The following is a 13200-nucleotide window of genomic DNA, read 5'->3' on the forward strand; positions in this document are numbered from 1 at the left end:
GGGTGAAGAGAAAATACACATCATTCTTTTTCTTTTTTCAATTCTTCTAGTTCAGATAATGTTAGCCCGGTAGCTTTGATAATGGTATCTTGATCAAGCCCCAAAGCGAGCATATTGATTGCGATTTTACGTTTACTCTCTGCTTCTCCTTCTTTGATGCCTTCTTTGATGCCTTCTTCGATTCCTTTTTGGATGCCTTCCTCCAAGCCTTTCTTGAGAGCTTCTTCTCGTGCGCCCTCAATCATGGAAACTTCATCCCATAGAAATTTCTGACGGTCGATATATTGTTGACGTGCTTGCTCATCCTGGCTCAGAAACTCCAATACACTCATGGCTTTTTTCAACGCCGGTTCCGGTTCGTGCATCAATAACTCCTCCCAGCTAGACTTGGTTATCCCCTTTAAAAATAATAGCCATCGCACTAATCCATCATTCATCATAATGTTGTTGTCTTTTAACTTCGAAATTTCGCCTAAAATGAATCTCTATATCATCTGTCAGGGATATATCTGTATGATCTTCTCTTAAATGAAATACGTTGTGATAATGATCATTAGCGAGCATATTGAAATTAACAATGTTAATCGCTACGCATTTTTTTGAGCTGGATGTAAATTTAATAATAACACGCATCTAATACTTAATATAACGTTTTTACGTCATTTTCCAAACAAAAAAGAGACTGTTCCGAGTGATCGAAACAATCTCTATACATGCTAATTCCCAGCCGCTTCGCGAATCTGGTACGTGCATTTTTTGCCGCCATCCGCATAACATTCGGTGCGCTCCACATCAGCCTGCAGCAATGAACGGAACAGTTCCAGTTCACAGCGGCAAGCCTGTTTATAGACACTCGCTACCTGCACAATAGGGCAGTTCAGCTCGGTAAGCACATAGGTGCCATCCTCTTCCTTGGAGGCATCGGCCATATATCCGTTTGCATTCTGAATGCGCGCGAGTTCCTCGACACGTCCGGCCAGATCCTGACCTTGCATCTGTGGCTGTCCGCTGCGAAGCAGCTTGTCCCGGCGGCTCTCGAACAATGCATCCACGACACCGCTGCCCGCTGAATCCGACAGTTCCTCCAGCAGTTCCAGGGTCAGTGATGAATATGATTTTGGGAAAAAGCTATCCCCGCGTACCGTCAGATGGTATACGGCGGAGGGACGTCCAGCTGTAGCTCTGGCTTCCCGAACTTCAATCCATCCCTCCTGCTCCAGTGCCGTGAGGTGACGGCGAATCGCCATGCCGGTCAGACCAAGCTCAGCTGTCATTTCCCTTGCGGTCATTGTGCCTTGCTGCTTCAGCATGAACAAAATCCGTTCACGCGTCGTTCGTTCCTCTTCGCGCTTCACGATCAGCACCTGCTCTCCCTGCTTATGCGGTTACCGGTGCTGCCTCCCGGCAGGCATCCGAGCAAAAGCGGTTATGCGTCTCTTCGCAATCCTCACAGCTTACATGCTGCAGGTTGCAGGTTGGACAGTTAATATAACGGTCATGCGTCGTTCCACAGTGATAACAGCTGGCAATCACGATATCTTCATCCGTCCGGTTAATCGGCACGGAAATACGCTCGTCAAAAACATAACATTTCCCATCAAACAAACGACCTTGTACCTCATCATCCTTACCATAGGTCACGATTCCGCCATCAAGTTGAGCCACGTCCTGGAAACCTTCCTTAATCATGAACCCGGTCAGCTTTTCACAACGGATACCGCCAGTACAGTAAGTAATGATCTTTTTGTCCTTCATGTCGCCCAGGTTATCCCGAATCCATTCCGGAAACTCGCGGAACGACTCTACGTCCGGACGAATTGCACCTCGAAAATGACCAATCTCGTACTCGTAGTCATTGCGGCCATCAATTACAATGACATCCTCCTGTTGAAGATGCTCGTAAAATTCTTTCGGGGACAACCGTTTACCGCTAATTTCGTTCGGGTCCAAGTCTTCGTCCACACGGAACGTAACCAGCTCAGCTTTGTGACGAACAAATATTTTTTTGAACGCATGCTCTTCGACATCATCAATCTTGAATACCATATCGCTGAACAGCGGGTTGGCATGCATATCCTTCATGTACTGCTCGGTTTGCTCTGGTGTACCGGATACGGTACCGTTAATGCCTTCCGAGGCAATCAGAATACGTCCTTTTACACCCAGGTCCTTACAGTATTGCAGATGCTCTTGCGTAAACGTTTCAGGGTCTTCAATCTTCACGAACTTATAATATAAAAGCACGCGGTACGCGCTGTTACACATGTGTATCACCTGTTCCTATTCCATGTTGTTATTGGCCGGATCATCCGACAAGACTACAACGTTGCAACCTTGCTTATGAAAAAGAAAAGAAACAGCCGTCCGAAACAATGTCTCGAACTGCTGCTTTGAACATTCGACTTTTATTCCTGCATTCTAGTTTATCGGAAGCGGAATAGCTTAGTCAATATAAATGTATAGAAAGGAATGTAAGTTATGGAATACATTTTTCGCTACTTACCTTAATTGAACGATTAAGAATACTGAATGGCATTGGCGATCAGCATAAATACAATACCCATAGCGATCCACATGACCATCAGCGGCCAGAAGAATCTAACCCATTTCTGATACGGAATGCCGGATACCGCGAGACTACCCATTAAGGCTGAAGACGTTGGCAGAATCATGTTGGTGAATCCGTCTCCGAACTGGAAAGCCAGTACGGCAGTCTGACGGGTAACCCCGAGCAGATCCGATAATGGAACCATAATCGGCATCGTTGTCACTGCCATACCTGTACCCGAGGTGATGAACACGTTCATGATATTTTGGAAGAAATACATACCCAGTACCTGCACGGAGGACGGCAATTCGCCAACCGCTGTAGACATTCCGTATACTACGGAGTCAATCACGTTACCCTGATCGAGGACAACCATGATGCCTCTTGCCAGACCGATGATAAAGGCACCATAAGCGATGCCACTAGCACCTTTGACGAATTCACTTGCAATTCGACTAGGACCGAACCCGGAGACAAGACCAGCGATCACGCCCATGCTCAGGAAGAGGGCCGCCAGTTCTTCCATCCACCAGCCTTCTTTCGATACACCCCAGATTAACAGGGCAAAGCCAGCTACAATTGTAATGATAGTCAGAATATGTGTGATGCGAATCGTTGGCAGTTTGTTCAGGTCCACCGCAGGTGTATCTGCTGCCTGCTCCTGCTCCAGCTCATGCACCAAACCACGTGTTGGATCAGACTTCACTCTGGACGCGTACCGCATAATATAGATACTTGTCACGGAGATGAGACACACCAGGATAATTGCACGAAGCCACATCCCTGAGAAAATTGGAACTTCTGCAATGGCCTGAGCCAGTCCTACGTTGAACGGATTGAGCAGTCCGGCAGTGAAACCACACGAGGCCCCCAGCGAGATCATCGCCGTACCGGTTAGAGCGTCATACCCCAGCGCACGCGCAATGGCAATCCCGATCGGTACAAAGACCATAACCTCTGTGGACATGCCCATCGTGAATCCACCAACTGAGAACAAGGTGATGAATATTGGAATGACCCATAATCCCTTATTGGCGAACGAACGGGCTACCCTACCTGTAAGGGCTTCAATCGTTCCCGTACTCGTAATGATCTGAAATGCTCCGCCGATGATGAAAATAAAGAATACAACGTCCGCGGAGTCAACCAGTCCGCGAACGATGGACTTGGGAATATCCCATAATCCCGTTGGATTGGCCTCTACATGATGATATGAACCTGGAACGAGCAAGGATTTGCCTGTTGCTTCATCCTTGACCCGATCAAATTCCCCTGCTGGAATAATGTAGGTTAGCACGGTAGCTACCAGCACCAGAATAAACAAGATGACGAAGGTGTGAGGCATCTTAAACCATTTGCGCCGTTGTTGTGGTTGTTTTGTTATGTTTTCCAATTCATCATCCCTCGTCCTTCTGTTGTTTCCATGCTTCAAATTCATCACGTACCTGCTGCAATGCTGCCTTGTCTGCGTACAAATCGAACGCCGTCAGTGCAAGTGCCTTCGCCGCACGGTTCAGCTCAATCATGCCTTCCTCTGCTCCGGCAAGCCGGGCAAATTCAGGTGTGTGTGTTGTCGCATCTCCTAACCGAATATACGGATGGATTGCGGCTGTAATCTGGCTTACGTTACCGATATCCGAAGAACCGACGCCGCCCGTTTGCGGTGGATCATGCACTTCAATACCCATATCCTCCAGGTTCTGCTGGAACAGACCCGCCAGAGTCTTGTTGTTATTCCGCTCGGCATAGATCAGGCCTTCCGTAATATCTACCGTAGCCCCAACACCTTCCGCAGCATGGCGCACGACGCGATATACTTTGTCCATGACGATTTTCAGCTCTTCGACGGTCTTCGCCCGAATGATATATACGGCTTCAGCCAGCTCAGGCACCACGTTGGGCGCATCTCCACCCTTGGTGATAATCCCGTTCACCCTAACGTCATCCTTCAAATAAGGACGCAGTGAGTTTATACCCGCGTACGCGTTGACCAAGGCATCCAGTGCACTAATACCTTTCTCAGGAGATGAGGCAGCATGTGCCTGTTTGCCGTGGAACGTAAAGGTTGCATCCACACAGGACAACGCACCTCTCAGTACCATCGTTTTTTGCTGCGGGTGACACATCATGACGGCATCAATCTCATTGAATACGCCATCGTTCACCATAATGATTTTTCCGCCGCCCTCTTCTTCAGCCGGTGTGCCAAGAACGACGATCCTTCCCGGAAGATCAGGGCAAGATTCCTTGAGCGCCAGTGCTGCACCTACAGCAGAGGTTCCGATCAGATTGTGTCCGCAGGCGTGTCCGATGCGGGGCAGCGCATCATATTCAGCGAGCAGTGCAATCGTGGGTCCACTTGGTTGGCCTTCCCATACAGCACGGAACGAGGTGTCGAGGCCTGAAATGCCTTTTTCCACCTGAAATCCGGCTGCTTCCAGCGGTTCGGTTAACCATTGTTGTGCTTGGGCTTCCTGAAAGCTAAGTTCAGGGTTAGCGTGAATGCGCAGGGATAATTCCCGCAAGTCGGGGTCCAGCCGATCTACGGTTTCTTTGATTTTTTGCTTCATATGAGCTGGGTCAGGATACATATTGTTTTGCCGCCTTTCTCCAAATACAGCATTTCTATATTCAATTTAATCGAATAAATATACAATCAGATTGGATATATTGTATGTGTGACCAAGCCAGAAGTAAATTCAAAAAAATTAAGGAATAGCCCATAAAAAATTTTATGGACTCGCTAGACAATAACATATGGATATCATTAGATGTCAGTATATTACTGGTTATTTTTCATATTAGCCAAGACGGCATCGGTATACATTTTAATCTTATGTACATCCTTCGAATGGGTACTTCCTATAAAAATGACACTGCCAAACAGCAATAAAATTCCTTATTTGATAATAAAATATCGGATAATTATGCATGAATAAATGCACCTATTCCGCTATGTCTGTATCTAGTTTCCGTCCACAACATGCTGTGTTCCAGCCGTTTTCATCAAGTCAATAAAGCGACCCACCGTTGCCTGCTGCAGCACACTTCCCTTATACACTAACCACGTATTACGCCGCAATCCCTGTCCATTCTGTCGAATCAATTCCTGCTGGTGAAGGCCATCCGAATCAGACACAAAAATACCCGGAATAATGGCATAACCAAGCCCATAACGCACCATTTCCTTACATGTCTCATAGCTGTCCACACGCATCGCTACGGTTGGTGAACATTCATAGCGCTCATACCACCAGGCCGCTACTCCCTCTCGGAAGGGGCTCACAGGAGTTCCACCCGTTTTCGTCAAGGGCTCCTGAAATGCAATTTGCGGAAGCTCGGGAAGTTCATCCAGATTAATGGGTTCACGGGATACAATACAGATCGGTTCATCGTGCAGCAGATGTTTCCCCTCATACCATGGATGCTCCCCCCGGATGACCCCTACCTGAATTTCATCCCGCATCAACAGTTCCATAACCTCCACACTCAGAGCACAGGTCACAGCAAACTGAACCTCAGGGTACAGTTCCTTGAACTGCTTTAACAAGGGAGGAAGCTTGTACAACGAATAATGATTGGCAATCCCAAGACGCAGCGTTCCCTTAACCTCATTCCGAATGTTCGACAGCTGCTCCTTGACCTGATTAAGCTCATTGAGCATTTTACGGGCATAGATCGCGAGATGCTCTCCTTCGGGAGTAAATCTGGCGCCTTTTAACGTTTTATCGATAAGTGGCACGCCAAATTCCTTCTCCAATTGCTGCAAACGGTATGTCAAAGCCGGCTGGGTCATAAACATGCGCTCCGCAGCCTTGGTCAGACTACTTTCTTCGGAAACGCTCAGCAGCAGACGGCAGTCCTTTTCATCCATGATCATGTTCCCCCTTTACTTCTCGTCTCTTCAGTATAACCCAGAAAACCAGCGTTAAAGGTACAGAAAAAGCCCAACTCGATATGAGTCAGGCCCGCTCTGCTAATTTACTTCTTCTTCGATGATGATTTACTGCGAGATCGTAATGACCGAGGTGACAAAGTGGTATGATTCATTTTCCTGCACTGCCTGTGACAGCAAAATTCGGTTGCCTTCCGGACTCCAGCTCAGTGGATCAGATGCGTTATCCATTTCGGCCGAGATCTGGAACTGCTCCGCCGATTCCGTATTAGAGACGAACAGCCCTTTTTCATCGTCACTTTCCGAATTGATTGTGTAGGCGATTTTGGAATCGTCACCAGACCAGCTCGTGCCGAAGATCTGCGTGCCTCTGGCAAGCGTGGCTTTTTCATTCCCTTCCAGATCGGTTAGCACCAGCGCCCGTTTGGTATCGGCTGTTTTTTTCACAATCGCCAGTCTTGATCCATCGTTGGACGGGATTACCCTCTCTACACTTTTCAACACCTGCTTCACTTCACCGGTCTTCGTATCGTAGCTATTCAACTGTCCGTCCGTGCCTGTGATGTAGTAAATTACATTCCCCGAAACGCTGACACTGCTTACATTGAAGTTCCCCGTCTTGACCAGCGCTTTGGTTGTTCCATCCACACTTGCTGATATGATATCCCCATTCATGTTTGGAAAAACAACATGCTCCTTATCCAGCCATGCGCCTTCAAAGACAAATCCATCCTCCTTGCCTGCAGGAACCACTTCCCCGTTGTGCAGGTTCAGAATGAAGCCTTTGCCCGTCGATTCCTCTGGTTCTCTGTAGAAAATATACTGACTATCCGGGGACACGAGTGGTGAGCCCAGATTCACTTCACTTTCCTTCACGGGTGTATCTGTGCCCTTTGTAATATCGTACATGTATAAGTTATGCGGGTAACGTTTCTCACCCTCAACGGTGACAGGCTTCATGGACTCGTTTACTTTATCCGACAAAATCCAGTCATTGCTTAGCCACGCTACCCCGCGCATATTCGACAGTTTATCGATTTTCTCCAGCTTAAAGCTCTGGTATACCGATGTATTTGTATTGTCCTTGACTGTAATATCCGTGCCGGATTTCCCGTTCTGTGTATTATCCCCTGGTTTCGTTGTTCCCCCGCATGCTGTTACCGATAATAGGACAATCGCCCCGAGCGTGCCCATAGCCGCCTGTTTCCAATTCATCATGGTCCCTCCTGAGTGCTTTCTATAGACCAAGCATACACATCGCATACTTCCAAAGTTATTCAGACTTGTTTCCAACTTGTAAACTTGAATGGGCAAGAGGGAAAACAAGCTGGAACGTCGTCCCTTCCCCGTGTTTCGGATCGCCCGGCAACAATGAGATTGTGCCGCCCTGCTTCTCTACAAATTGCTTGACGAGTGATAGTCCCAGCCCGGTTCCCCCGGTTTTTCTGGCCCTGTCTTTGTTGATGGTGTAAAAGGGTTCAAAGATTTTCTCGCTCGCCTCATCCGGAATGGGCGTACCTGAGTTGAAGATGCGAATCACCGCTTGTCGCTCCTGCATTCGCAGTTCATTGCTTACCCGGATGACACCTCCCGGCACATTATATTTGATCGCATTATCCAACAGATTGATGAAAATATGCATCAGGCTCTCCCGATCGCTGCGGATCACCGCAGGCAGTAACGTCAGCTCCATGTTCAGCGCAAACTTCTCGGCTTTGCCCCGCATCCGGCCACAGGCATCCTCCAGTAGAGCACGAACCTCCACGTCTTCCGCCTGATTCTCAAAATCATATTTCTCCAGGGCTGATAAATGTAATACCTTCTCAACCATCTCGTACAACCGCTCCGTTTCCTTGCCAATATTGCTCGTGGCATCATCCAGCAATTGCGGATCATCCTTATACATGTCCAGCAGCTCCACATATGCCTTAATCGACGTAAGTGGTGTCTTGAACTCATGGCTGATGTTACCGATATATTGTTTCTGCTGCTGCTCCAGAGCCTGAAGCTTCTCGATAGCGAGCTGAAGCTTCTGCTGTTCCGCATGCATGGCTTCAATATTTTGTTGAATCGATGTGCTCATATAATAAATGCCCTGTCCCAGTTCGCCCAATTCATCCTTGCGACTCACTGGTGATTCGGTAATATAATGCCCTTCACGAATGGAATCGGCAGACTTCTTCAATCGGGTTATAGCAACAGCAAAACGATTGTAGAAGAGATATCCCAGAATGAAGCTAAGTCCAACAACCGCAATCCCCGCCCACATAAACAACTGAAGGATACGGGCATAGAATTCATGATAGCTCTGAACCGGATACTGCATGCGCACAGCACCCATCTGTCCATCCGGTCCGTCCAGCGGTGCTACATATAGCAGGGTGTCCCCCTGTTCGTGATAAGCAATTTTATTTTGCAGCGCATAGTTCAGCGTCGCTGTGATATCTGCACTTTCCTCAGACATGATTGATGAACCAACCTGCTGTCCCTTCATATCATAAAGCGCGATGGGCAGACCTGTGGAGCTTGCAAGCTCTTGAGCCAACCTGCGGCCATTTTGCTGTAAAAAAACCTCCTGCTCCAGACGAACGGACTCGGTATAGTAAGACTGCCGCACATTCAGATTCACCAGACGGGTCTGCTGGGACAGAATGGTCTCGATCTGCGTCTGCTGGTTGCGCTCAATACCTCGCAATACCAGCGAGCTGAGCACAACGACGGTCAGGATTAGCAATGCAGCTAGAAAAACGCTGAACTTCAGCTTGATGCTGATTCTCATACCGAGCCGCCCGGTTCAGGGGCTGATGCCTTATAGCCGATTCCGTATACCGTTTGCAATTTTTGCTGGTCGGTATCGCCGATCTTTTTGCGCAGCCGCTGAATATGAATATCCACCGTGCGTGTGCCCCCGGCATATTCCATGCCCCACACCCGGTCCAGCAGATCATCCCGCGTGTATACACGCTCGGGGTTGGACATCAGAATGGTCAGCAAGTCGAACTCTTTTGGCGTCAAATCCAGCTTCTCCTCATTCACCGTCACGGTGCGGTGAGCGATATGGATGCGCAGTGTTCCATTGACGATAACCTGATTCTTCTGGTCGTCAGGGGACGGGCTGCTTTTCTCCACACGGCGCATCAATGCCTTTACCCGGGCGAGCAACTCGCGGATCTCAAACGGTTTAGTCATATAATCATCCGCGCCCATTTCCAGGCCTACGATCTTATCCACGATATCATTTTTGACAGTCAGCAAAATAATGCCGATATCCTCTCGATCCTCCAGCCTGCGGCATACGCCGTATCCGTCCAGCTTGGGCATCATCACGTCCAGAATCATGACCTGCGGATGGAATGACGCCACCTTGACCAGCGCTTCTTCGCCGTCATTTGCTGTCTCTACTTCATATCCTTCGCGCCGCAGCGCGTAAGCAATGGCACTGACAATGCTTGACTCGTCATCCACGACCAATACTTTCTTATTCATCGAAATCATCCTCTATATGTGTCATGAGTTATCGTATTCTTTGGATCTATGTTAACAAGGTATGGCCTGATTAGCTATGGAGGACTTTTCGATTTGTGAGAAACGCCAGATATACTGTATCCTCTCAGCTTCGACTTCGCTCCACTTTTTTTATACCCCAAACACAACAAAAAGAGCCAACCCGTAATTGGATTAGCCCTGTAAAGTGTAATTTCAGTTTCATATCACTGCTTAGGCAGCAGTTTTTTGATTTCCTCTGCAGAGAGTCCGGAGGCTTTCACCACAGCTGAAATATCTACGCCAAGTGCAAGAAGCTCGCGAGCCATTTCCACTTTACCTTCTACTCTACCTTCTACTTTCCCTTTGGCTTCACCCTCAGCACGTGCACCTTCAATCATCGACTTTTCATCGCTTAGTGCTTTCATCCGTGCATCATAAGCCATTCTCGTAGCTGCATCCTGACTCAGAAATTCCAGCGTGTCCATCGCCTTTTTTAGCATCGGTTCATTCATCGCCAGCACCTCCCAGTTTGATGGATCAATCCCTTTTAAGAATAAAAGCCAGTTCACCAGTCCACCCTTATCCATAGGGACAGGGTGTTGATCCAGTTTGGTCAATTCCATCACATGAATTTCTATATCATCTGTCAAACCAATACCTGTATGATCTTCGCGTAAATGAAAAACATTGTGATATCGTTCATTGTCCAGACATGAGTAATTTAAAATATTGATCGTCACACATTTTTTCAAAAGATTATAGTTTTCGCCCTTCTTGATCTGGTGAGAGTACATTTCACTCCAGTAGAACAGCGTCCTTTTTTCCATATTATACGGATTAAACAGCTGCATCTCAATGTTGATTAACTTACCCTCCACCGTACGCGCTTTGATATCTAAAATGGATTGTTTATCTTCCGGACTATCTTTGTCCGTAAACGTGTTAATAAGTGTAATCTCCGTAAGAGGCGACTCACCGGTTTCAATAAACGTGCTGTTAAGGAAAGCTAACAAAACATCTTTACTTTGCTCACTTCCAAAAATACGTTTGAATACAAAATCAACTCGAGGATCGAGCAAATCCGTCATCCTGCATCAGCTCCATTCTTACCCAGGATTATATCATAATTCCCATACTTTCTTCAGCTTAACGTTGGACCTGCATTCACATCTGATCACTCTTCAAAAGACAAATTCATTGGCTCGTCCGACATCTCATACTCTGTCTCCATATGAGTCAATGGTGTATTCGGATCAACCTCTTCGAAACGGAAACTATCCACCCAAACTTTTCCTTTGCCGTTCAAAATAACCCCGAATGAGATGACCGCACTGCCCTGCGGAACACCTGATGATAATGATAGGGTGACAGAAGCGCTTCAGACGCCACTTCTTCAAGCCCGATATCCTCGTACAGATTCGTTTCAATAAAGTAGAGACTTTGCTGAATCAATTCACTGTATGAATTCAAATAAAGTCCAGCCCCTTTCCATATCCTTACTATACGTGTGGCTGCACATTTCGTTTTGATCATTTTTGCTAACCTGTTCTGGTGACAAACTTCGCTACAGCCCCCACCTATGATCTGAACCTCTCTAAGATAACGAGGTAATACTGCACAAATAACGAAAAAAGAGCCCATCATCAGGAGGAATGCTCCATCCCATGATTGGCTCTTCTTTAATCTGACTAACGCCCCAAGTGCGGCGCCTTTTTATTTCTATACTCCACTCAAATCGAAATTATTTTCCAAAATCAACATCATACTGCCGGCACCGGCTGAGCTCCAACTTCCTCCTCATGATCCAACAGATCATGTTTCTCCCAAGCCCGGCTCTTCCAACGGAAATACATAATGACAGCTCGTGTCCACTCGTCTGCGGCAATAGCAAGCCAGACACCGGCGAGCCCCATGTGAAGCTTGAACACCAGCAGATAGCCCAGCGGTAGACTCATGCAGACCATGGAGATCAGTCCCATGTATACCGGGAACTTTGCATCACCTGCGGCACGAAGGGAACCAATAATCACAATATTGCAGGTTCGCCCGGTCTCCAGCAGAAGACTGAGCAGGATGACCTGTGCGCCCAGCTTGATAATTTCCGGATTATCTGTGAAAACACTCATCAGCGGAACACGGAAGAGAATAATAATTACATCGATCACAACCGTGGCGAGCAGCGCCCATTTCACACTGTCGAATACACGTTTGTATGCATCGTTCTTGCGCCGTGCACCGACCAGTCGGCCAACAATAATGGATGTCCCCATTCCGATCGCCATGCTGAATAGATAAATGTAGCTTGAAATGTTACCCGCATATTGCCGGGTTGCCATCGCTTCAGCTCCGAGATAGGTCACGTACAGTGTGAAGACGAGCTGGCAGGACTGATATACAACGGATTCCAGTGCAGAGGGGATGCCAATTCGCAAGATTTTGCTGATAAATTTCTTCGAAAGGTTGATGTAATAGCTAAACTCTACCCTTACATCCATAACCCGATAGAGCAACCAGAAGAAAATAATCAAACAGATCAGACGGCTTCCGACCGTTGAGATCGCTGCCCCTTCTACACCAAGCTTCGGCATGCCGAAATGGCCAAAAATAAGGGCGTAGTTACCAACGACGTGAATCACGTTCATCAGAACGGAAACATACATCGTCTCTTTGGTGTAACCATGCGTACGAATCGTCGCGGCCAGCGCGTTAATCAGCGCCTGAAGGAAGATCCCGCCTCCGACAATACTTATATAAGAACGGGCAAAATCGTATATTTCACCTTGGATATGAAGCAGTGTAAGCAGATGTCCTCCTAACAGAAGGAAGCTTCCGCTCAGGATCAGTCCAACAATCAGATTTAGTGTAATCGCGTTACCTGTTACCTGTGCCGCCTCACTCAACTTCTTCGAACCAATATATTGTGCCACAACAATAGCAGCGCCATGTCCAATGACTTCCAGTACAAGAATCGCAATGGAAATAATCTGGTTGGCTGCTCCGACTCCGGATACTGCATTATCGGACACTGAACTGAGCATGAACGTATCCACGCTCCCCATCAACATAAACAAGAAGAGTTCCAGGAAAATAGGCCATGTTAGCCGAATCAGATTCAGATCCTTGGCATCCGAACGCAGGGACTCTTTGGTTGAGGATATTGCTGTCATTTTCTCACCTTTCCCGTGTGGGCTTTAATTCTTAGGGTATGTTAGCACAGGTGGTTTGAAAATGCAGTAGTTTTGCGAAAAAACTTGAAAGTTTTTTGAAATTC

13 protein-coding genes are annotated in these 13200 nt (G+C 47.3%); all 13 read right to left on the bottom strand.

Annotation, left to right across the window (positions count from 1 at the left end):
- Nucleotides 1-20 precede the first annotated feature (20 nt).
- The 13 genes from BUA17_RS12100 to BUA17_RS12165 all read right to left on the bottom strand — a co-directional run bounded on the left by BUA17_RS12100 (nt 21) and on the right by BUA17_RS12165 (nt 13096).
- On the bottom strand, nt 21-440 hold the full coding sequence (locus tag BUA17_RS12100) for a PD-(D/E)XK nuclease family transposase (RefSeq protein ID WP_072733760.1): 420 nt from the start codon (nt 438-440) through the stop codon (nt 21-23).
- The gene (locus BUA17_RS31850) at nt 430-633 is read right to left on the bottom strand and encodes a PD-(D/E)XK nuclease family transposase (RefSeq protein ID WP_072733761.1); all 204 of its coding nucleotides are present in this window, start codon (nt 631-633) and stop codon (nt 430-432) included. Before BUA17_RS31850 ends, BUA17_RS12100 begins: the two co-directional genes overlap by 11 nt.
- An 83-nt stretch (nt 634-716) precedes the next feature.
- Nucleotides 717-1364 carry a helix-turn-helix transcriptional regulator gene (locus tag BUA17_RS12110; protein ID WP_090809140.1) on the bottom strand — a complete coding sequence of 216 codons (648 nt, stop codon included), beginning with the start codon at nt 1362-1364 and terminating at the stop codon, nt 717-719.
- A gap of 13 nt (nt 1365-1377) precedes the next feature.
- Nucleotides 1378-2265: an oxygen-dependent tRNA uridine(34) hydroxylase TrhO gene (locus BUA17_RS12115; RefSeq protein ID WP_064641719.1), complete on the bottom strand. Its 888-nt coding sequence runs from the start codon at nt 2263-2265 to the stop codon at nt 1378-1380.
- A 251-nt stretch (nt 2266-2516) separates the two neighbouring features.
- Nucleotides 2517-3941, bottom strand: a complete 1425-nt coding sequence (locus tag BUA17_RS12120; RefSeq protein ID WP_244552130.1) for a YfcC family protein — start codon at nt 3939-3941, stop codon at nt 2517-2519.
- Between the two features lie 4 nt (nt 3942-3945).
- Nucleotides 3946-5139, bottom strand: a complete 1194-nt coding sequence (locus BUA17_RS12125) for a M20 family metallopeptidase (protein ID WP_072733762.1) — start codon at nt 5137-5139, stop codon at nt 3946-3948.
- Nucleotides 5140-5513: 374 nt separating this feature from the next.
- On the bottom strand, nt 5514-6422 hold the full coding sequence (locus BUA17_RS12130; protein ID WP_072733763.1) for a LysR family transcriptional regulator: 909 nt from the start codon (nt 6420-6422) through the stop codon (nt 5514-5516).
- Nucleotides 6423-6551: 129 nt separating this feature from the next.
- On the bottom strand, nt 6552-7661 hold the full coding sequence (locus BUA17_RS12135) for a DUF5050 domain-containing protein (RefSeq protein ID WP_139295654.1): 1110 nt from the start codon (nt 7659-7661) through the stop codon (nt 6552-6554).
- A 55-nt stretch (nt 7662-7716) separates the two neighbouring features.
- Nucleotides 7717-9222, bottom strand: coding sequence for a sensor histidine kinase (locus BUA17_RS12140; protein ID WP_072733765.1), 1506 nt, complete (start codon nt 9220-9222; stop codon nt 7717-7719).
- Nucleotides 9219-9929: a response regulator transcription factor gene (locus tag BUA17_RS12145; RefSeq protein WP_072733766.1), complete on the bottom strand. Its 711-nt coding sequence runs from the start codon at nt 9927-9929 to the stop codon at nt 9219-9221. The genes BUA17_RS12140 and BUA17_RS12145 overlap by 4 nt, the downstream gene beginning before the upstream one ends.
- Nucleotides 9930-10153: 224 nt before the next feature.
- Nucleotides 10154-11017, bottom strand: coding sequence for an Rpn family recombination-promoting nuclease/putative transposase (locus BUA17_RS12150; RefSeq protein ID WP_072733767.1), 864 nt, complete (start codon nt 11015-11017; stop codon nt 10154-10156).
- Between the two features lie 214 nt (nt 11018-11231).
- Entirely contained in the window at nt 11232-11399 is a 168-nt protein-coding gene (locus tag BUA17_RS31175) for a hypothetical protein (RefSeq protein ID WP_161490643.1), read from the bottom strand.
- A 290-nt stretch (nt 11400-11689) separates the two neighbouring features.
- A complete protein-coding gene (locus tag BUA17_RS12165; RefSeq protein ID WP_063567592.1) occupies nt 11690-13096 on the bottom strand; it encodes an MATE family efflux transporter in 1407 nt (468 codons plus the stop codon).
- Nucleotides 13097-13200 lie beyond the last annotated feature (104 nt).

The sequence above is a fragment of the Paenibacillus sp. ov031 genome (assembly GCF_900143165.1).
GTDB lineage: Bacteria > Bacillota > Bacilli > Paenibacillales > Paenibacillaceae > Paenibacillus > Paenibacillus marchantiae.